Raw genomic sequence first — 21,773 nt, 5'->3', positions numbered from 1 at the left:
TGATCACGAACCTTTATGGCGCTTGGTCGAGAACCGTTTTCCTGTGACTAATCTGGCGCAAAATCGGCTCCCCGCTCTCCGCCATGAGGCTTATGCCGTGATCCGATCCATCCTGAGCTTCTCCCTGTTGTCCGCACTTTCCTTCGGCGCCCACGCCGCCAGCAACAAGCAGATCGGCGTGAACGTGCTGCTCAATACCGATGCCACGCCTGCGATCCTCGCCAAGCTCGGCAGCTACGGCACCGTGCGTGATGTCGTGGTCGAGATCGATGCGGTGACCGTGCGCACAACCGAAGCGGGCCTGGCAACCATCCGCACGCTTCCGTTCGTCGTCGCCGCCAGTCCGGACGCCGTGCGCAACGGTGCGCCGGTGGACACGGTCTCGGCAACCAATTTCAGCAATGGCATCAATACCTGGGACCTGGATGCGGTCGACGTCACCAACCGCGGCGTTGCCGGCCGCGTGACGCCCTACGACGGCAGCGGCGTCTACGTTGCGGTCCTGGATACCGGCCTGCTCGACAGCTGGCGCCAGTACTTCCCGCAGCAACGCATCGCCACCGAATTCGCCAAGGCCTTTGGCGGCGGCGGCGGCGAGGCGGGCAACGTGTCCGACCCCACCAACAAATGGGAACACGACCAGAACTCGCACGGCACCCATGTCACCAGCAGCATCCTGGGCTACAACCTCGGCGGCACCAGCGTCAACGGCGTGGCACCGGGCGCACGCGTGATCCCGGTCAAGGTGCTCAACCAGAATGGGTCGGGCTGGTCGTCGGTCATCGCGCGAGGCATCGTCTATGTCGCCGACCTGAAAGCCGACGGCGCACTGGGCCAATGGCCGGTGGTGATCAACATGAGCTTGGGCGGTTCGCGCCTGGATGCGGTGGAGAAGGCCGCGATCGACTATGCCATCGGCAAGGGCGTGGTGATCGTTGCCTCCGCCGGCAACTCCGGCACCGCGGGCATGGGCTATCCGGGCGCGTACGCGCCGGTGATCTCGGTCGCCGCCAGTGGCTGGAACGGGCAGTGGAAGCCGGGCAGCGACGGCAATCCGGGCAACTGGTGGAACGCCGACGATGTCGCCGATCCCACGACGGCCTCCGATTTCCATATCGCCGGCTTCTCCAGCCGCGCCAAGACCGGACAGGACCTGGACGTCGCCGCGCCGGGCTCGTGGGTCGTCGGCCCCTATCAGGTCAACAGCGGCCAGACGTCGTATTACTACCTCAGCGGCACCTCGATGGCCGCGCCACACGTGGCGGGCATCGCCGCGCTGATGCTGCAGAAATCGCCCGACCTGGTGCAATCCGACGTCGAAGGCCTGATGGAGGCGTCGGCGATCGCGCTGCCTGCCGGCTGCGCGATGCTTTCCCAGCCATCGGGACCGGCCACGCAGACCTGCTGGGGCGCCGATGCCACCGGTGCCGGCATCCTCACTGCGGAAGCCGCGCTCGCCAACACGCCCTGAGTGGGACCGCTCGATGAACGACCGCCCGGCGCAAGCCGGGCGGTTTCGTTTATGCGCCAAGCCGCGCGGAGCTCGGCATTCCGTAACCCACTGCGCTCGACACCGGGCATTTTTGCGAAAGACTGACGCGACTTCGTACGTCATCCCATATCGGGTGACCGTCCACTCCCTGTCGATCCCGTTGGGCCACCTGCTCACGGAGCACTTCGCCAGCACGGCCTCGCAACTGTCCAAAAACCCGCATCCTGCGCCGCTCCGGGCGCACACCGCCTGGCGTTGGCAGCCCCGACATGCGTGTTTCAGGCTGTGGACATCGAGTTCGATGGCATTGGGTGATCTCACGAGACGTCTGCTCTCGTGACCCCAACCAGGCGGCTTCACCGGACGAGCGCGCGCGTCCACTACCATCCAGGGTCCGATCCTGCCGACCACCCTGATGCCGCTTTCCCTGACGCGTGGCCTGCGCCGGTTCCTGAGGCGGCTGACGCTGCCCGAGGAGGGGGATCGTCAGGAACCCCCGCTGCGCTCCCAGCTGTTCAGCGCCGAGCAGATGCAGCGGCACGGCCGTGCGTTGGCCAAATCCCACTGCCTGCGCGAGGACACCGCGCGCGACCAGCTGCTGGCGCGGCTGGCCGACAACGCGCTGGTGCTCGACCGTGCCTCGGGCCTGCTCACCGGCGCGGTGCAGTCCGGCCGCAGCCTCACGCCCGCAGGTGAGTGGCTGCTCGACAACTACTATCTGATCGAAGAGCAGATCGGCATGGCGCGCCGGCACTTGCCGCCCCGTTACAGCCGCGAACTTCCGCAGCTTGCCAACGAGAACATGTCCGGCCTGCCGCGCGTCTACGACATCGCGCTCAATGCCATTTCCCACGGCGATGGGCGGGTCGATGCCCCCGGGCTGAGCCGTTACCTGACCGCTTACCAGACGGTGACACCGCTCACCCTGGGCGAATTGTGGGCGGTGCCGATCATGCTGCGGCTCGCCCTGATCGAAAATCTGCGGCGGATCGCCGTGCGCCTGATCGACGATCGCCACGACCGCAACCAGGCCGACCTGTGGGCGGACCGGTTGACCGCGGCCGCGGAGAGCGATCCCAAATCGCTCGTGCTGGTGATTGCGGACATGGTGCGCTCCGAACCGCCCCGCACCAGTTCGTTCGTCGCCGAGTTCGCGCGCCGCCTGCAGGGCAAGAGCGCCGCGCTTGCGTTGCCGCTCACCTGGGTGGAGCAGTGGCTGGACGATTTCGACCAGAGCATCGAACAGCTCGTCCAGGGCGAAAACCAGCAGCAGGCGGCGGCACAGGTGTCGATGAGCAATACCATCGGCAGCCTGCGGTTCCTCGCGACGATGGATTGGCGTGAATTCGTCGAAACCCTGAGCGTGGTCGAACAGACGCTGCGCCAGGATCCTTCCGGCACCCACGGCGAAATGGATTTCGCCACCCGCGACCACTACCGGCACATCGTCGAGCGGATCGCGCGCCGGGGCGGACTGAGCGAAATTGCGGTAGCCGAAAAGGTGGTGGAATTCGCGCAGGCGCGCGCGGCCCTTGCCGGAAAGGACGATCTGGCCGCACATGTGGGCTATTACCTGATCGACGACGGCCGGCCGGCGATCGAGCAGGCCCTGGGCCTGCGCGGCGCGTTGCCGAGAATCCGCCGCACCGCGCGCCGCGTGCCGTTGTTGGCCTACATCGCACCGGGCGTTGTGATCGTGGCGCTGTGCACGCTGGGACTGTTCACGCAGGCACCTACGGCGCTGGGCGCGGGCTGGCTGTGGCTGGTGGCGGTACTGGCGGTGGTGGCGTACAGCGACCTGGCAGTCGCGCTCGTCAACCGCGCTGCGACGATGTTCATGCCGCCTCGGGCATTGCCCCGGCTCGACTTCAGCGCGGGCATCCCCGCGCAGATGCGCACCCTGGTCGCTGTGCCCACCCTGGTCGGCAGCGTCGAAGGCGTCGAAGCGCTGCTCGAGGCCCTGGAGGTGCGCTTCCTCGCCAATCGCGACGACAACCTGCACTTCGCCCTGCTCAGCGACTTCTTCGATGCCGACGCGGAAGTCCTTCCCGAAGACGCGGCGGTGCTGCTCGCCGCCGAGCAGGGTATCGCCTCGCTCAATACACGCTACGCGCCGGAGCACAGCGATCGGTTCTTCCTGTTCCACCGCGCACGCGAGTGGAATCCGCGCGAAGGAGTATGGATGGGATCCGAGCGCAAGCGCGGCAAGCTCGGGGCGCTCAACGCATATCTGCGCGGATCGCGGCGCGACCAACACGGACACCCCCTGTTCCTGCGCACCGCCGGCAACACCGAAGTGCTCGGCAACGTGCGCTACGTGATCACCCTGGATACCGACACCCAGCTTCCGCGCGATGTCGCGCGCGAACTGGTCGGCACCCTGGCGCATCCCCTCAACCGTGCCCGCTTCGACGAACGCCGCCGCATCGTCACCCGCGGTTACGGCATCCTGCAGCCGCGCGTCGGCGTGAGCATGAGCGGCCAACGCCGTTCCCTCTACGCCAGCCTGTACGGTAGCGAGCCGGGCATCGATCCCTACACGCGCGCGGTATCGGACGTCTACCAGGACCTCTTCGGCGAAGGTTCGTTCGTCGGCAAGGGCATCTACGACGTGGATGCCTTCGAGCATGCGCTGGAAGGCCGGATGCCGGACAACCGGATCCTCAGCCATGACCTGCTCGAGGGTTGTTACACGCGTGCGGGCCTGGTGAGCGACGTACAGCTCTACGAGGACTATCCCTCACGCTATGCGGTCGATGTGAAGCGCCGCCACCGGTGGATCCGCGGCGACTGGCAGCTGCTGCCGTGGCTGCTGCCGAGTGTGCCGCTCCGGCGTCCAGCGGATGCGGACGGGGCGCACGTCGCTGCCGGCCGCGCGCCGGGCCGCCGCCGCGAGCGCAATCCGCTGTCGCTGCTTTCGCGCGGCAAGATCTTCGACAACCTGCGACGCAGTCTGGTGCCGGCTTCGCTGACGACGCTGCTGGTCGTTGGCTGGGCCTTCGCGGCCGATCCGCTGGCATGGACGGCGTGGCTGCTGGCGATCGTGCTGGTACCACCGCTGCTGGCCTCGCTGATCGACCTGGCCAACCATCCCGCCGACATCCCGCTCGGAGCGCATCTGCGGCACGCAGCGAGGTCGGCTGGCCGCAACGTGGCGACGGCCCCGCTGGTCATCGCCTGCCTGCCCTACGAGGCGTTCTTCAGCCTGGATGCCATCGCGCGCACGGTGTGGCGGATGGCAGTCGTTCGGCGCCGGCTGCTGCAGTGGAGTCCGTCGAGCGAGGTCGAGCGCACGCTGGGCGATTCGCTGGCCGGATCGCTGCGGACGATGTGGTTCGCGCCTGCCTTCGGTTCGGCGGTCGCAGGCTGGCTCGCATGGATGCGGCCGGACGCCCTGTGGGTCGCCGCCCCGGTCCTGGCGCTGTGGCTGATCTCGCCGCCGTTGATGTGGTGGCTCGGGCGGCCCCGCCCGCGCGCGCATGCATTGCTGGACGACGCGCAGCAGCGTTTCCTCGGTCGGCTGGCACGCCGCACGTGGGCGTTCTTCGAAACCCATGTCACCGCGGACGACCACTGGCTGCCGCCCGACAACGTGCAGGAACACCCTACCCTGCTGGTGGCGCGGCGCACGTCGCCGACCAACATCGGCCTGTCGCTGCTGGCCGACCTGGCCGCATTCGACTTCGGCTACCTGCCCGCAGGTGCGGCGATGCGGCGCAGCGCCAATGCGCTGGCCACGCTGGAAAAGCTGCAGCGTCACCGCGGGCATTTCCTCAACTGGTACGACACCCAGACCCTCGCGCCATTGCCGCCGCGCTATGTCTCGGCGGTGGACAGCGGCAACCTCGCGGCCCACCTGCTCACCCTTCGCCAGGGACTGCTGGCGATGCGTACAGCGCCGGTGATCAGCCACGACGTGTTCCGTGGCCTGTCCGACACGTTCGGGCTGGTGCGCGAAACGGCGCTGCCTGGAGCGCCAGACGATGCCATCGCGGGATTCGCGCAGGTACTGGAGGCGGCGTGCCTGCAGCGGCCGGTAGGCGCCAATGAGGTCATGCGGGCGCTGGCTGCGCTGCAGGCGCATGCCGAAGCGATCGCCGAGGCAATGCCCGCGGCCCAGGAAGAAGCGTGGTACTGGGCACAGGCCCTGGCCTCGCAATGCACCGCGTTCAGTGCCGATGTCCTGCACCTGGCACCATGGCTGGCGAACCCGGCGCCACACCCTCCCGCAGGTCTCGGCCCAGGCATCCCGACCCTGCAACAGCTCGCCCGCCTGGACGGACCGGAAGCCTCACCTGCGCGCGCGCGCATCCGCGAACTCGAGCGGCTGGCGCACGTGGCCGGCCAGTGCGCGCAGATGGACCACCGCTTCCTGTACGACGTCACGCGCCACCTGCTCTCGATCGGCTACAACGTGGACGAACAGCGCCTCGACGCGGGCTACTACGACCTGCTCGCCTCCGAGGCCCGCCTCGGCAACTTCGTCGCCATCGCGCAGGGGCAACTGCCGCAGGAGAGCTGGTTCGCGCTGGGACGCCTGCTGACCGAAGTCGACGGCGCGCCGACCCTGCTTTCGTGGAGCGGGTCCATGTTCGAGTACCTGATGCCGCAGCTGGTGATGCCCAGCTATCCCGGCACCCTGCTCGACGAGACGGCGCGGCATTCGGTCGAACGCCAGATGGAATACGGTCGCCAGCGCGACGTGCCGTGGGGCATTTCCGAATCCGGCTACAACCTGGTCGATGCGCGGATGAACTACCAGTACCGCGCTTTCGGCGTGCCCGGGCTCGGACTCAAGCGTGGACTCGCCCAGGACCTGGTGATCGCACCCTACGCCAGCATGATGGCGGTGATGGTGGCGCCCGAAGCGGCGTGCCAGAACCTGCAGCGGCTGTGGCAGGAAGGGTTCGGCGGACGGCTCGGCCTGTACGAGGCGATCGACTACACGCCCTCGCGCGTGCCACGCGGCCAGAGCTACGCGCTGGTGCGCTCCTACATGGCCCATCACCAGGGCATGGGGTTGCTCGCCCTCGCCTACCTGCTGCGCGACCAGCCGATGCAGCGCCGCTTCGCGGAGGATCCGGAGTTCCGCGCGACCCTGCTGCTGTTGCAGGAACGCATCCCGCGCACGGGCGTGTTCCATCCGCATTCGGCGGAAGTCGCCACCGCCGGTCCGGTCAGCGAGGTCGAAACCGCCCCGTTGCGGGTCTTCCGCAACGCCGACACGGTGCGACCTGCCGTACAGATCCTGTCCAACGGCCGCTACCACGTGATGCTGACCAATGCCGGCGGCGGATACAGCCGCCGTGGCGACATGGCGGTCACGCGCTGGCGCGAAGATGGCACCCGCGACGCATGGGGCCAGTTCTGCTTCCTGCGCGACGTGGACAGCGGCGAATTCTGGTCGACCGCGCTGCAACCCATCGGCATGGTCGTGCCCGGATACGAGGCGATCTTCTCGGATGCCAAAGCCGAATTCCGCGGCCGCCACCGCGGCTACGAATCGCATCTGGAAATCGCGGTTTCGCCCGAGGACGAGATCGAGCTGCGCAGGCTGCACATCTCCAATCGCAGCCGGATCGCGCGTACCATCGAGGTCACTACGTATGCCGAAGTCGTGCTGGCATCCGCGCTCTCCGACGAGCTGCACCCCGCCTTCAGCAACCTCTTCGTGCAGACCGCGCTGGTGCCGGCCAAGCAGGCCATCGTATGCACGCGCCGGCCGCGCGCGCATGACGATGCCGTGCCATGGATGTTCCACCTCGTGGCCGTACACGGCGCCGACATCGACGCGATCTCCTACGAAACCGACCGCGCGCGCTTCATCGGTCGTGGCAACACCTTGCGTGAACCGGATGCGCTGGTGCGCGAAGCGCAGCTGTCCAACTCCGAAGGTTCGGTGCTCGACCCGATCGTCGCCGCTCGCTGCCGCATCACCCTGGGTCCGGGGCAGACCGCGATCATCGACATGGTGACGGGCGTTGGCGATTCGCGCACGGACTGCGACGAACTGATCGACAAGTATCGCGACCGCAGGCTCGCCGACCGCGTGTTCGACCTCGCATGGACCCACAACCAGGTGGTGCGTCGCCAGATCGACGCGAGCGAGGCGGATGCGCAGCTGTACGAACGCCTCGCCGGGATGATGTTGTTCTCGCATCCCGCGCTGCGCGCGGAGCCGACGGTGCTGCTGCAGAACCGGCGCGGCCAGTCGGGACTTTGGGGACAGTCGATCTCCGGCGATCACCCGATCGCGCTGGTCCGCATTACCGATGCCGCCAATATCGGTCTGGTCCGGCAGATGGTCCAGGCGCATGCGTACTGGCGGCTCAAGGGTCTGCCCGTCGACCTCGTGATCTGGAACGAAGACCACGCCGGCTACCGCCAGCATCTGCAGGACCAGATCATGGGACTGGTGGCCGCAGGGGTGGAAGCGCACGTCATCGACCGCCCGGGTGGCATCTTCGTGCGCCAGGCGCAGCAGCTCTCGCAGGAGGACCGGATCCTGCTGCAATCAGTGGCGAGGGTGGTCATCGCCGACAACAACGGGAGTCTGACGGAACAGGTCGGGCGCCGATCCCCTCCGGCTGCGCTGCCGCCCCTGCTCTCCGCTGCCGCAGCGCCGACAGCGCTGCCGCCGGACGACCTCGCTGCACAGCCCGAGCCGCATGTCGACCCGAATGCCGGATCGCGCACGTCTGTGCCTGACGTTGCCGACGCAGATCCATGGCCGTTCGAGCATGCCGCGGCCGAACTGATCCTGGACAACGGTCTGGGCGGCTTCTCCGCGAACGGACGCGAGTACATCATCCGCAACGAGCCGGGCGAGTCGACTCCGGCACCCTGGTCCAACGTATTGGCGAACGCGCAGTTCGGCTGCGTGCTCAGCGACAGCACACCGGGCTATACCTGGTCCGAGAATGCGCACGAGTTCCGTCTCACGCCCTGGCACAACGACCCGATCGGCGACACTTCAGGTGAGGCGTTCTATCTGCGCGACGAGGACACCGGACGCGTCTGGTCGCCGATGCCGCTCCCGGCGCGCGGTAGCGGCGCGTACCGGACCCGCCATGGTTTCGGCTACAGCGTCTATGAACACGTCGAAGACGGCATCGAAAGCGAGCTGTGGATCTACGTGGATCTGAAGGAACCGGTGAAATACAGCGTGCTCAAGCTGCGCAACCGGTCCGGGCGCCCGCGCCGGATCTCCGCCACCGCTTACGTGGAATGGGTCCTGGGCGATCTGTATGGACGCACGCACATGTACCTGATCACCGAGGTGGATGGCGACAGCGACCTGCTGACCGCGCGCAATACCTACAACGCCGAGTTCGGGCAGCGCGTGGCGTTCCTGGACGCCGACGTGCATCAGCGAGCGCGCAGCTTCACCGGGGATCGGACCGAGTTCCTCGGCCGCAACGGCACGCTGCGGGCGCCGGCCGCCTTGTTGCGCGAACGGCTGTCGAACCGCACCGGGCCCGGTCTGGATCCGTGCGCGGCGATCCAGCTGCCGGTCGACCTGGACCCGGAGCAGTCGTTCGAAACGGTGTTCCGGCTCGGGGTGGGACGGGATTGGGGCGACGCCGTCGCCCTCGCGAAGCGATGCCGCGGTAGCGAGGCGGCGCACGATGCGCTCGACGCAGTGCGCCTGCACTGGACACGCACCCTGGGCACCGTGCAGGTGCAGACCTCCGACCCGGCGGTCGACGTTCTCGCCAACGGATGGCTGCTCTATCAGACCATCGCGTGCCGCTACCTGGCGCGGAGCGGCTACTACCAGTCGGGCGGCGCCTTCGGCTTCCGCGACCAGCTGCAGGACACCATGGCCATGGTGCACGCGCAGCCGACGCGTGCGCGCGAGCACCTGCTGCTCGCCGCGGCGCACCAGTTCCCCGAGGGCGACGTGCTGCACTGGTGGCATCCGCCGCTCGACCGCGGCGTGCGCACGCGGTGCTCGGACGATTTTCTGTGGCTGCCGCTGGCGGCGGCGCGCTATGTCGAGGTGACCGGCGATGCCGGCGTGCTGGATCAGCGCGTGCCGTACATCGAGGGGCGGCCGGTCGCGGCCGACGAGGAGTCCTATTACGACCTTCCCACCCGCTCGGCGCTGCGCGAAAGTCTGTACCGGCACTGCGTCCGCGCGCTGCAGCGCGGCATGTCGCGGTTGGGCGAGCGGGGTCTGCCGCTGATCGCCACCGGGGACTGGAACGACGGCATGAACCGGGTCGGAGAGGGCGGGCGCGGGGAAAGCGTGTGGCTGGGCTTCTTCCTGTTCGAGGTCCTCAACCGGTTCGCGCCGCTGGCGCGCGCGCGCGGCGAGATCGTGTTCGCAGAGACCTGCGAGGATGCCGCGGACGCGCTGCGCAGCAACCTTGAAGCCCACGCATGGGATGGCGCCTGGTACCGGCGCGGATGGTTCGACAACGGTGCGCCGCTGGGGTCGAGCGAAAGCGACGAATGCAACATCGATTCGATTGCCCAGAGCTGGTCGGTGCTTTCGGGTGCCGGGGATCCGCAGCGCACGCGCCAGGCCCTGGCCTCGCTGGACCAGCGGCTGGTGCGCCGCGAGGCTGGTCTGATCCAGTTGCTCGATCCGCCCTTCGACAAGACCGCGCAGGACCCGGGCTACATCCGCGGCTACCTTCCCGGCGTCCGCGAGAACGGCGGCCAGTACACCCATGCTGCCATCTGGGCCGTCATGGCATTCGCGCGCATCGGCGATGGCGACAAGGCCTGGGAGCTGCTGCGCATGATCAATCCGGTCAACCACGCGGCGGATGCCGATGCAGTCGCCACCTACAAGGTGGAGCCCTACGTGGTCGCGGCCGACGTCTATGCGGTCGCGCCGCATGTCGGGCGCGGCGGCTGGACCTGGTACACCGGGTCGGCAGGATGGATGTATCGCCTGGTCGTCGAATCCCTGCTCGGCCTGCAGCGGACCGGCCATCTCCTGCGCATCGCACCATGTCTGCCCGCAGAGTGCTCGGGTTACCGGATGCAGTACCGATACGGGGACACCACATACCGGATCGACGTGCGCCGCGATCGCGACGCGGCTGCGACACAGGTCATCCTCGATGGGCAGGAATGCGCATTCGGCGAGATCGCGCTCGTCGACGACCTGCGCGAGCATCAGGTCGACATCGTGCTCGGCCACTCGACGGCGAAGCGCCCTTAGTCCACCGGAGCGGTACATTGCCCGCAGTCGCTATGTCCGCTCCAGCATCGGCGGCAGCGGGCAATGCAGCGCGCCACAGACGGTGCGCAGCAGCTCGGCTTCGGCGATGGAAACGCGGCCGTCGTGGCCGATGGTTGCGACCAGGCCTTCCACCAGCGCCTGCTTGGCCAGTGGATCGAGCGCATCCAGTGGTTCCCACACCGCGTCCAATGCCAGTACGCCTTCGCGGCGCGGCTGGTACGGAAGATGATCGCTGGGCAGTACGCGCTGCATGCCGGCGAGATAGGCGTGGCGGGCGGCGTCGGCCCCGTCGTGACCCGACTGCGCCACCACGCATAGCAGGGTGGCCAGCTCGCTGCGCACGTCGTTGAGCCTGCGCCGGCCGAAGCGCGTGTACCGGCCGGGGTCCAGCGATTCGCGCACCTGCACCTGCAGCAGCCGTCCCAAGCAATATTCGAACAGCGAGACTTGGTTGTCGGCATGCACCAAGGCGAACACCGTGTCCATGAAGGTGTCCAGCTCCGGGCGGGGCCGCATCCGCAGCACCGGGAACGCCATCGCCGCCAGCGGCAGGCGCAGCATCGGATGCAGGTCTGCGGTCAGCTGCTGGTGGATCTCCAGCGCGTATTGCGCCAGCGACACGTCCAGGCGCGCGCGGATCTCAGCGACCTGTTTGTCCTGCACCCTGCCCTCGTTCGCCAGCAGCAGGCCGAGCAGCAGCGGAACCACCGTGTCGCGACGGCTCGCGAGTCCACGCAGCGCCTCGGGGACGCCCGCGGCAATCGCATCCGCGCGCCGGTAGTCGTCGCTGTTCGGATGCGCGACCTGGGCCACCACCATCGGCGGGGTCACGCTGACCTGGGCCGAGGAATCCGGCAGCGCTCCGGCAGCATGCCCGCGCAGGCCCATGCGCAGGTCCTCGTCGAGCCCGTCGGGCGGCGATGCGTACCACTGCGCGCGCAGGCGTTCGAGTTGCTCGCTGCGGAACTGCGGTTCCAGCGCCTGGATGCGCTTGAGCAGCGGAGGATGGGTGGCGAACCACCCGGCAAAGCCGACGCCGTCGCCGAACAGCATGTGGCTGACTTCCTCGGCGTTGCCGCGATCGGCCAGGCGCGAGCCTTCGTTCACCCCGCCGATCTTCTTCAGCGCGCCGGCCAGACCTTGCGTCTGCCGGGTGAATTGCACCGCCGAGGCGTCGGCCAGGGTTTCGCGGCTGCGGCTGACCCCGGCCTTGATCATGCGCCCGAAGAACAGCCCGACGTAGCCGACCACGGTCGCGATCAGCGCGGCGATCACGATCGCTCCCGCGCCCCTGCCGCGGCCGCCGACCCGGCCGTGCTGGAGGATCTTGCGGCCGATGATGCCGAGCATGAGGATGCCGAACAGCACGCCGATCAGGCGGATGTTCAGCCGCATGTCGCCGTTGAGGATATGGCTGAACTCGTGCGCGACGACGCCCTGCAGTTCGTCGCGATTGAGCCGCTCGAGCGCACCGCGGGTCACTGCGACCACCGCATCGGATGGCGAGTAGCCGGCGGCGAAGGCATTGATCGCCGCTTCGTGTTCCAGCACGTAGATCTTCGGCACCGGCACACCCGAGGCGATCGCGATTTCCTCCACCACGTTGCGCAGCCGGCGCAGGCCGAAATCGCGGGTGTCCTCGGGCACGGGCACGCCACCCATCTGCAGCGCCACCGGCTCGCCGCCTCCACGCAGGCTGGCGATGCGGTAGAGCGAGCCAATGCCGATGATCGCGGCGGTCACGATGCCGCCAAGCAGCAGCGCGCCCGGATTGGTGCCCCACACGACGGCAACGGCCAGGTCCACCGCGGCGATGATGCCGGCCACCGCCAGCGCGAAAAGCACCACCAGGCGCACCGACGTGCGCCGTGCCTCGGCCTGGCGTTCGAAGAAATTCATGTAAGGGCGGGATTCGGGATCAGGGATCAGGCATTCGGAATACGGCACCCGGGATGCAGGGCAATGTCCTGCGAATCCCGAATGCTGATTACCAAATCCCGGCTTCTCAGAACTCCACCTTCGGCGCCGCGCGCACCGCCGCCTGCTGGTCGGTCGGGATCTCCAGCAACGCGGCCTGTGCGAAGTTGAACATGCCGGCGACCACGCTGGACGGGAACACTTCGCGCTTGTTGTTGTAGGCCATGACCGAATCGTTGTAGGCCTGGCGGGCGAAGGCGACCTTGTTCTCGGTGCTGGTCAGCTCCTCGGTGAGCTGCATCATGTTCTGGTTGGCCTTGAGGTCGGGGTAGGCCTCGGCCACCACCAGCAGTCGGCCGAGCGCCCCATTGAGCGCGCCCTGGGCGTTGGCCAGTTCGGCCATGGCCGCCGGATCGCCGGGGTTGGCCTTGGCCGCTGCCAATCCGGAGACCGCGGCGCCACGGGCGGCGATCACCGCTTCCAGGGTCTCGCGTTCATGGGAGAGGTAGCCCTTGGCGGTCTCCACCAGGTTCGGGATCAGGTCGAAACGGCGCTGCAGCTGCACATCGATCTGGGCGAAGGCATTGCGGAAGGCATTCCGGGCCCGGACCAGGCCGTTGTAGACGCCCACCACCAGGAAGCCCACTACCACCACAATTGCGAGCAGGATCAAGAAACTAGACATGGAACCTCCCCTTGTTCATGCAAAGACCGGATCACTGGGTTTAGTATCCGGGCAACGAGACGGCACGAAGCCGCAGCATACGAAGGGGGATGACCGATGGAAAGCCGACACCGCGGTTTTCGCAGCCTGATGCGCCCGACCCTTCTTGCCACATTGCTGACACTGACCCTGGGATCCGCTGCGCAGACACCGGTGCAGTGGCAATCGCCTTCGGCCGCGCGCACCACGGCGGGCACGCCCGTGCCACCGCGCACCTTCGTCAACACCGCACAGCGCGCGCCGGTCGTCGACCACGGTCTCGCCTATGCCCCGCCACCCGCTCAGGTCCAGCCGCTGGGCGTGGGCTTCGATGTACGCCGCTTTGAACTCATGGCCCAGGCACTGGTCGCCAACCAGCGGATCCCCGGCCTTGCGGTAGCGATCGTGCAGAACGGACAGATCTTGTCCGCGCGCGGTTACGGCATCACCGACGTCCGCGCCGCCGAGCCGGTCGATGCCCATACCGTGTTCCGTCTGGCATCGCTGTCCAAATCCTTCGCCGGCACGCTCACCGGCATGCTGGTGTCCGAAGGCGCATTGCGCTGGGACAGCAAGGTCGCCGACTTCATGCCGAACCTGCGCTTCGCCGACCCGGCAGCGGCGCAGCAACTGACGGTCGCCGAGGTGTTGAGCCACAGGGTGGGCCTGACCCACAACGCGTTCGACCGCGACATCGAAGGCTATGCCGACTATCGCGACGTGGTGCAGCGCTTCGCCAACGCGCCGATGAAGTGCCGGCCCGGCGAGTGCTATGCCTACCAGAACGTCGCCTTCAGCCTGATCGGCGATGTCGTCTATGCCTCCAGCGGGCAGTTCTACAACGAGGCCGTCGCCAGCCGCATCTTCAAGCCCCTGGGCATGAACGACGCAAGCGTCGGACTGGAAGGCATCCAGGCCAGCGCCCGCTGGGCCAGGCCGCATGTGCGCGGTCGCGGCGGATGGGCGTCATTGGCGCCGAAGCCGACGTACTACCGCGTCTCGCCCGCCGCCGGCGTCAACGCCAGCATCAGCGACATGGCGCAGTGGCTGCTGGCCCAGACCGGCCATCGCCCCGACGTGCTGCCGCAGCCGCTGCTGGCCACGCTGCATGCGCCGGTGGTGACCACGCCGGGCGAACTGCGCGGTTCGCCCTGGCGGCGTGAACGGCTCAATGGCGCAGGCTATGGCCTGGGCTGGCGCGTCTACGACTACGCGGGACATCGCGTGGTGTTCCATGGCGGCGCCGTGCAGGGCTATCGCGGCGCGGTGGCGCTGCTGCCAGGACGTGACCTGGGAATCGCGATCCTGTGGAACAGCGAGAGCTCGCTGCCCTCGGGCCTGGTGCCGACTATCCTCGACAGTGCGATCGGTCTGCCCTATCAGGCATGGCTGGATCTCGACCTGCCCGAACAGATCGATCGGCCCGAGACGATGTATGCCGGCCAGACGCCGGCCAGCGGCATCGACGGCTCGACCGCCACCGCCGCTCCCGAATAAATCGCTGGCGCTGCCGCTGGCGCGTCGCGCTTCCTCGCCGACGACCCGGCGCGACCTGTGATGGGTCGATATGAGTGCTCGTTGCGGGTTGTGTGCCCGAGATCGGGCACGCGAGCCATCGGGACGGCAGCGCGAGGGCAGCGCGAAAGTGCCCATGCCGCGCTGCGGCGCGCTGGGTTGGCATCGCGCCCGGCCTAGGCCGCGGCGCCCCATAAAAAAACTCCTTCTCCGCCTGGGCAACGCGGAGAAGGAGCTTGATACGGCTAATCGGGTTTTTCTTGTTGTTACATCATCGGTGCGGGGGCCGAAGGCATGGCGACTGGCGCCGCCTTCTTTGCCCGCTTTGCCGACTTTTTAGCTACTTTTTTTTTAGCAGCCTTCTTCGCCGCCTTCTTGGCCGGACGCTTCTTGGCGGCCTTCTTCGCCGCCTTCTTGGCTGGACGCTTCTTGGCTGCCTTCTTCGCAGTCTTCTTCTTGGCGACCTTCTTCTTGGCGGCCTTCTTGGCAGGACGCTTCTTGGCTGCCTTACGCACGGCCTTCTTGGCTACGCGCTTCTTGGCGACCTTCTTCTTGGCGACCTTCTTCTTTGCGACCTTCTTGGCCGCCGTCTTGCGCTTGGCGACCTTCTTCTTCGCCGCCTTCTTGGCGGCGGGGCGTTTCTTTGCAGCTTTCTTCATGGCCATTTGATGGCACTCCTCGTCAGTGGACTTCAGGTACAGCAGCCCAGTGAAAACCCCCGCGGGTATCGGACCCGCGGACAACCGCCAACGCGCCAGGCGCGTCGGTGCGGATGCAGTACGCCGGCCTGGAGACCGGCGGATTCTGATGGCGCCGACCCCGGCTCGGGAGCCGGTGCTGGCGCATGAAAAAGCCCGCATCGCCAGGCGATGCGGGCCGGTGTCCGTGAGTGTGCCGCGCTTTTTCGAGGGAGACGACGCCTGAGTCCACCGTTGAATCCATCCGGGCGGAGCACGTTGTTATGCGGTGCGCTGTCTGTTTGATCGAACCCACTCGTTGAGGCGGTTACCCGTTTATGGGGCGAAACCTAATCACGGTTTTTTCCACTGTCAACACTTTGGCGCAAATATTTTTACGGTACCGAACGCGCGTCTGCCGGCCCCAGCCCGGTGCGCGTCGGCGCCGGCGTCGGGCGTGCGCACCGCGCCATGCCGCGCACGCATGCACATGCGCGACGCAAACGGCTTGTTTTAAGCAGTTTTTCCGACACGCATGCGCGCGCGTCGTGCACACCGCTCGCCGCGCAAGCACGGCAACCTTGCGTCGACGGCGCGCCATCGCGCGACGTCGACGTGCCTGAATCCGGTCCGCAGCCGGCCGGGTTTTTCGCGCCGCACAAGCGCCGATTGCGCGGAACTGCGCAGGATTTCGGGTCGTGTGCAGACGCCACGAACCCGGCTGTGACGCGTCGTGCGAGCGTTTTCGCCGGCTCGCAATCGGCAGATCTGCACGGCTACGAAGCCTGGCGGCTTCGACCAGAACACGCCGACGCGGCGGTGGCGTCAAAACAAAACCGGCCGCACGTGGCGGCCGGTCGGCAATTCGCAGCAAGCGACGCGGGGCGTCAGTGATCGTCGTCCTCGAGCAGCTCGGCGTAGTCGTCCGGTCCGAGCAGTTCGTTGAGCTGGTCGGGCTCTTCCGCCTCCACCACGAAGATCCAGCCATCGCCGTAGGCGTCCTCGTTGATGGTCTCGGGCTTGTCGGCCAGCGCCGAGTTGACCTCCACCACCGTTCCGCTGATCGGCGCGTATACGTCTGAAGCCGCCTTCACCGACTCCACCACGGCGCAGGCGTTGCCGGCTTCGACCCGGTCGCCGACGTTGGGCAGTTCGACGTAGACCAGGTCGCCGAGCAGGCCCTGTGCGTGGTCGGAGATGCCGACTGTGACCTTGCCATCGCCTTCGACGCGCGCCCACTCGTGGGATTTGAGGAATTTCAGATCGCCGGGAATATCGCTCATCGTGGGCTCCGGAAGTGCAGGCAGGGAAGGCGTGGATAGTGTATCCAAGCGCGGCGGGTACGGATCAAGCGCATGGCGATCAAACGCCGTCCTGCACCCTGCCCTCGCGGACGAACGGGAACTTCACCAGGCGCACCGGCACTTCGCGGCCGCGGATGTCGACCCGCACATCGCCGGTGGCGCCGGCGGGAATGCGCGCGAAGGCGATCGCCTTGCCGATGGTCGGGGAAAACGTGCCGGACAGGATCTCGCCTTCGCCCGCATCGGTCAGCACTTTCTGGCCATGGCGCAGCACGCCCTTGTCGTCCATCACCAGGCCGACCATCTGTCGCGGGGCGCCATCGGCGTGCTGGCGTTCGAGCGCTTCGCGGCCAATGAATGCGCGCGGTCCGGATTCCGGGCCGCCATCCAGCGCCACGGTCCAGCCGAGCGCGGCTTCGTAGGGCGATACGGTTTCGTCCATGTCCTGGCCGTACAGGTTCATGCCCGCCTCGAGCCGCAAGGTATCGCGCGCGCCCAGCCCGGCCGGCTTCACCCCCGCCTGCAGCAGCCCATTCCACAGCGCGACCGCGTGCGGCTGCGCGACGACGATCTCGAAGCCGTCCTCGCCGGTGTAGCCGGTGCGGGCGACGAACAGCGGCGTGCCGTCGCGGGTCATGGCTTCCGCCGCCGAAAACCGGGTGAGCTTGCCGGCGGCCTTGGCGCCTGCCGCATCGAGCAGGCCAAGCACGCGCTCACGCGCGTTCGGACCCTGCACCGCGATCATCGCCAGCTCGCTGCGCTCGGTAACGTTGACATCGAAGGCCCTCGCCTGCGCCTCGATCCATGCCAGGTCCTTGTCGCGGGTGGCCGCGTTCACGATCAGGCGGAACTTGTCGCCGTGCCGTCCGCCCTGCTCGAGGAAATAGACGATCAGGTCGTCGATCACCCCGCCCTGGGCATTGAGCATGCAGGTGTAGAGCGCCTTGCCGGGCTTGACCAGCTTGTCGACCGAGTTCGCCACCAGGCTGCGCAGGAACTCGCGGGTACGTGGCCCTTCCAGGTCGACCACGGTCATGTGGCTGACGTCGAACATGCCCGCGTCGCGCCGGACCTGGTGATGCTCCTCGACCTGCGAGCCGTAATGCAGGGGCATGTCCCAACCGCCGAAGTCGACCATGCGGGCGCCGAGTGCGCGGTGGGCTTCGTTGAGGACGGTCTTCTGGGTCATCGGGACGGCCTGTGCGTGCGGAAAGCGGCCATTATCCCGCGCCGCGCAATTCCCCGCTCGTCATGGACACCCAACGCCCGGCACGCGCCGCGGCGGTGCGTTCAAGGGACGAAGTCGAGTGCTGCTTCCGGTCGTCCGCTGCGCACCCTCAACCGTCGTAGCCGTAGCCCTCGTTGAGGCAACGCACGCCGGTGGGGGCAATCGGCTGGAAGCGGCCGCTCTCGTCCAGCCGCCACACACCGTCGAAGCGGGTGTACCACTCGGTGTCCACGTCCGGGCGGATGACCGCCACGATGCGGCTGTCCGGCTGCGCGTCGCTCTGGCACAACCCGATCGACACGTCGTTGCGCGCATCGTCCAGCGCCTCGGGCTCGAGCGCGTCGGTCACCAGCCCCAGCGGCCTGTCGCCGCCGACCGCGCTGCCGTCGAAGTGATGGAGCCGGCGCATTGCGACGACGGTCCGCGTGCCGCTCTGCTCGTCCTTGAGCACGGCGACCGAGACCGCACACATCGCATCGCCGGAAGTGCCCTGGCCGATGCAGCTTCCGCCCAGTTCGTGCACCCCACTGGGATACGGTGGCACCACCACGTCACGCCACTCCGCGGCCGATTGCGCCTGCGCCATCGGCACCGCGCCCACCACTGCGCAAACCAGTACCCCTGCCGTGATCGTGCGCATCTTCATTGTCCTCAGGCCGGTTCCACCAGCAGCGTCATGCCCTCTGCCCCGGTAATGCGCACCGGCGTACCGGCGGGCAGCTCCGGGCCGCTCACATCCCAGAACGCATCGGCGATCTGCACCCGTCCCCGGCCCTGCACGATCCCATGGTCGAGCCGCACCACGCGTCCGACCAGGGCCGCGGTACGGCGATTGAGCGCCGGCTGGTCGCTCTGGCGCTCGCGTCCGCGAAACCATTTCCGGTACACCTGGATGGAGATGAAGCTGAGCACGATGAAGGCCGCCGCCTGCGCCAGCACCGGAATCCCCGGCACCAGCAGCACCGCCAGGAACACCGCGACCGCGGCGAACCCCAGCCACAGCATGAACGCGCCCGGGGCGAGCGCTTCGGCTGCGAACAGCAGCAGCGCGATCGCAGCCCAGGCGAACACGTCCCAGCGCATGGCTCAGGCTCCCCCGCTCTTGGATGGACTGGTCGGCGTGGTCGCCAGCACCCGGCCGCCGCCCGACTGCCGCTCCAGCGCTTCCTTCGCCAGCTCGGCGATGCCGCCGAGCGAGCCGATCACGCCGGCGGATTCCATCGGCATCATCACGAACTTCTGGTTCGGCGCCTCGGCCAGGGCCTTGAACGCTTCTATGTATTTCTGCGCCACGAAGTAGTTGATCGCCTGCACGTTGCCGGCCGAGATCGCATCCGAAACCATCTGGGTCGCCTTGGCTTCGGCTTCGGCCAGTCGTTCGCGCGCCTCGGCTTCGCGGAACGCGGCCTCGCGCTGGCCTTCGGCTTCCAGGATCACCGACTGCTTCTCGCCCTCGGCCTTGAGGATCGCCGCCTGGCGGAAGCCTTCGGCCTCGAGGATGTTGGCGCGCTTCTCGCGCTCGGCCTTCATCTGTCGCGCCATCGAGTCGACCAGGTCGCGCGGTGGCTGGATGTCCTTGAGCTCGATGCGGTTGACCTTGATTCCCCACGGATGGGTCGCCTGGTCGACGGCCACCAGCACCTTGGCGTTGATCTCGTCTCGCTTGGACAGCGATTCGTCCAGGTCCATCGAGCCGATCGCGGTGCGGATGTTGGTCATCACCAGGTTGAGGGTGGCGATCTCCAGCTGTGCGACCTCGTAGGCGGCCTTGGCCGCGTCGAGCACCTGGAAATAGACCACGCCGTCGACCTTGACCACGGCGTTGTCCTTGGTGATGACGTCCTGACTCGGCACGTCCATCACCTGCTCCATCATGTTGATCTTGCGGCCCACGCCGTAGACCACCGGCACCAGGAAGTGCAGTCCCGGGGTCATGGTGTGGGTGTACTTGCCGAAGCGTTCCACCGTCCACTCGTAGCCCTGCGGCACCATGCGCACGGTCTTGAACAGGATGACGATGCCGGCGACCAGCAGGACCGCGGCGAGCAGTGTTCCAGGCATCTTGGTGTCCTCCCCTGACGATGAACGGAGTATAGGGGGGCGCGGGCCCGTCGGCCCCAACGGAGTTGTCGCGCAACCCGCACGGCCGGCGGCGTAAAAATGACACCGCCGCTGCGACCCTTTCCCCGCCTGCGACATCCAGAGGTAGGAATGCCCGCCACCTCGAGCCCTTCGACTTCGACTTCGACGTCGCCTGCGGCGCCTGCTCCGCTCAGGACAGGCTTCGCGATCGATGTTCCGGCCACCCTGCTCGCACGTGCGCGGGCGGGCGACCGCGCCGCGTTCGAGCAGCTCTACCGCTGGTTCGAGCGGCCGGTGTTCACCCTGGCCCTGCGCATGCTCGGCGGCAGGCACGGCAACGGGCGGGACGAAGCCCACGAAGTCTTGCAGGACACGATGCTCAAGGTGATCGACAGGATCGGGGAATTCCGGGGCGAGGGCGCCGGCGGGCAGAGCCCGTTCTGGGCGTGGCTGCGCAAGATCGCCATTAACGAGGCGCTGATGCGGCTGCGCCGCGGGCGCCGGCTCGAGGCCGAGGTGTGCACCGGCGATGAAGCCGATTTCGCCGAGGACCACGGCCCGCTGCCGCCGGCCGCTGCCGACGCCGCGCTGCTGCAGAGGGCGCTGGCGGCGCTGCCCGCCACCACCCGCAGCGTGCTGTGGCTGTACCACGCCGAAGGCCACACGCATGAGGAGATCGCGACCCTGATGCACAGGACCCCGAGTTTCTCCAAGTCGCAGCTGGCGCGCGGCACCCGCCGCCTGCGCGGCCTGCTCGATCCACAACAGCTCATGGAACGCGAGGTGGCCAATGCCTGATGACCGCAGTCCGTCGCCCGCACCGCCGGCCAGCTGGAGCGAGGCCTTCGCTGCGCTGCCGCTGGAAACGCCCGATGCCGGCGGCTGGCAACGCATCGAGCGCGCGCGTCCGCGACCGAAACGGGCCCGCTGGCCGGCATGGACGGCGGCCATCGCCGCGGCGCTGGCGGTCATCGCACTGTTGCCCATGCAACTGTCGCGGCAGGAGCGGTCTGTCGGTCCTCAGCAGGTTGCGCCATCGCCCAGGCACATGACATCGGTGGTGCGGAGCGAATCTGCAGACGCAACCGGCGACCAGGCGGCGATCCGCACAACTCCCGTCGAGTCGCGTGCCGCGACCGTTCCCGCGCAGCAGTCCGGAGCGACGAGTCCTGCACGCCGTGTGGACGCCGGCTCGCGCGCCAGCGAAACCACGACATCCGCAACCGGTACGGAGGCGGCGATCGCTAGCGCCCAGGACAGCGCGGAGACATCGACCAGCCAGCCGGCGGTCAGTGCCGGCAGCGCGACCCAGACGGCCGCCACGGACGAACTCGAGCGGCTGTATGCCGAATCGGCGCAATTGGAGGCGTTGCTGAGTCTGGCGCGCGACGAACGCGTCTCGAGCGGCACCGCGGCGGCGCTGGCCAGCGACTTCGACGCACAGGTCGCGGGCATCGATGCGGAGTTGGTCCAGCCGGGGATCACCCGGGATCGACGCACGCAATTGTGGCGCGAGCGCGTCGACGCCCTGCGCCAGCTGACCGCCTTCGAATCCACCCAACGCCTGCTCGCCGCGCAAGGCGAACGCTACGACGCCAGGCTGGTCAGCATCGACTGACCGGCCCCCACCACACAGCAGCCTCCGAGGAACATCTG

Annotated in this window: 14 protein-coding genes; 6 read left to right on the top strand and 8 right to left on the bottom strand. The window is 67.7% G+C overall.

Annotated elements, in window-relative coordinates; translation table 11 throughout:
* The first annotated feature begins 97 nt into the window (after positions 1-97).
* A complete protein-coding gene (locus tag MC380_RS00195) occupies positions 98-1,471 on the top strand; it encodes a S8 family serine peptidase (protein ID WP_242101284.1) in 1,374 nt (457 codons plus the stop codon).
* Between the two features lie 436 nt (positions 1,472-1,907).
* A complete protein-coding gene (locus MC380_RS00190; protein WP_242162355.1) occupies positions 1,908-10,670 on the top strand; it encodes a glycoside hydrolase family 94 protein in 8,763 nt (2,920 codons plus the stop codon).
* A gap of 30 nt (positions 10,671-10,700) precedes the next feature.
* Here MC380_RS00190 and MC380_RS00185 read toward each other — a convergent pair whose 3' ends face one another.
* Both MC380_RS00185 and MC380_RS00180 read right to left on the bottom strand, forming a co-directional pair.
* Entirely contained in the window at positions 10,701-12,590 is a 1,890-nt protein-coding gene (locus MC380_RS00185; protein ID WP_242162353.1) for a M48 family metallopeptidase, read from the bottom strand.
* A 106-nt stretch (positions 12,591-12,696) separates the two neighbouring features.
* Entirely contained in the window at positions 12,697-13,293 is a 597-nt protein-coding gene (locus MC380_RS00180) for a LemA family protein (protein ID WP_242101287.1), read from the bottom strand.
* Between the two features lie 129 nt (positions 13,294-13,422).
* Between MC380_RS00180 and MC380_RS00175 the strand changes: the two genes are divergently transcribed.
* Positions 13,423-14,808: a serine hydrolase domain-containing protein gene (locus MC380_RS00175; protein WP_242162351.1), complete on the top strand. Its 1,386-nt coding sequence runs from the start codon at positions 13,423-13,425 to the stop codon at positions 14,806-14,808.
* Positions 14,809-15,092: 284 nt separating this feature from the next.
* Here MC380_RS00175 and MC380_RS00170 read toward each other — a convergent pair whose 3' ends face one another.
* A complete protein-coding gene (locus MC380_RS00170) occupies positions 15,093-15,491 on the bottom strand; it encodes a hypothetical protein (protein ID WP_242102996.1) in 399 nt (132 codons plus the stop codon).
* A 483-nt stretch (positions 15,492-15,974) separates the two neighbouring features.
* Between MC380_RS00170 and MC380_RS00165 the strand changes: the two genes are divergently transcribed.
* The gene (locus MC380_RS00165; protein ID WP_242101289.1) at positions 15,975-16,397 is read left to right on the top strand and encodes a hypothetical protein; all 423 of its coding nucleotides are present in this window, start codon (positions 15,975-15,977) and stop codon (positions 16,395-16,397) included.
* Here the strand turns inward: MC380_RS00165 and gcvH are convergent.
* The 5 genes from gcvH to MC380_RS00140 all read right to left on the bottom strand — a co-directional run bounded on the left by gcvH (position 16,391) and on the right by MC380_RS00140 (position 20,096).
* The gene (gcvH, locus tag MC380_RS00160; RefSeq protein ID WP_242101290.1) at positions 16,391-16,786 is read right to left on the bottom strand and encodes a glycine cleavage system protein GcvH; all 396 of its coding nucleotides are present in this window, start codon (positions 16,784-16,786) and stop codon (positions 16,391-16,393) included. The two genes, MC380_RS00165 and gcvH, sit on opposite strands and share 7 nt — an antisense overlap.
* 79 nt (positions 16,787-16,865) lie before the next feature.
* Positions 16,866-17,996 carry a glycine cleavage system aminomethyltransferase GcvT gene (gcvT, locus tag MC380_RS00155; protein WP_242162349.1) on the bottom strand — a complete coding sequence of 377 codons (1,131 nt, stop codon included), beginning with the start codon at positions 17,994-17,996 and terminating at the stop codon, positions 16,866-16,868.
* Positions 17,997-18,144: 148 nt separating this feature from the next.
* Positions 18,145-18,675 carry a hypothetical protein gene (locus MC380_RS00150; protein ID WP_242101292.1) on the bottom strand — a complete coding sequence of 177 codons (531 nt, stop codon included), beginning with the start codon at positions 18,673-18,675 and terminating at the stop codon, positions 18,145-18,147.
* An 11-nt stretch (positions 18,676-18,686) separates the two neighbouring features.
* The gene (locus tag MC380_RS00145) at positions 18,687-19,118 is read right to left on the bottom strand and encodes an NfeD family protein (protein ID WP_242101293.1); all 432 of its coding nucleotides are present in this window, start codon (positions 19,116-19,118) and stop codon (positions 18,687-18,689) included.
* A 3-nt stretch (positions 19,119-19,121) separates the two neighbouring features.
* Entirely contained in the window at positions 19,122-20,096 is a 975-nt protein-coding gene (locus tag MC380_RS00140) for an SPFH domain-containing protein (RefSeq protein WP_242101294.1), read from the bottom strand.
* A 150-nt stretch (positions 20,097-20,246) separates the two neighbouring features.
* On the opposite strand from MC380_RS00140, the gene MC380_RS00135 reads away from it, so the two are divergent.
* Together MC380_RS00135 and MC380_RS00130 are read left to right on the top strand one after the other, a co-directional pair.
* The gene (locus MC380_RS00135; RefSeq protein ID WP_242162347.1) at positions 20,247-20,915 is read left to right on the top strand and encodes a sigma-70 family RNA polymerase sigma factor; all 669 of its coding nucleotides are present in this window, start codon (positions 20,247-20,249) and stop codon (positions 20,913-20,915) included.
* Positions 20,908-21,735 (top strand): hypothetical protein, encoded by an 828-nt coding sequence (locus tag MC380_RS00130; RefSeq protein ID WP_242101296.1) that lies wholly within the window; start codon positions 20,908-20,910, stop codon positions 21,733-21,735. Before MC380_RS00135 ends, MC380_RS00130 begins: the two co-directional genes overlap by 8 nt.
* Positions 21,736-21,773 lie beyond the last annotated feature (38 nt).

Origin of the sequence: Lysobacter sp. M15 (assembly GCF_022662515.1) — a bacterium.
GTDB lineage: Bacteria > Pseudomonadota > Gammaproteobacteria > Xanthomonadales > Xanthomonadaceae > JAKPBU01.
This window is presented reverse-complemented; position numbering and strand designations above follow the sequence as displayed.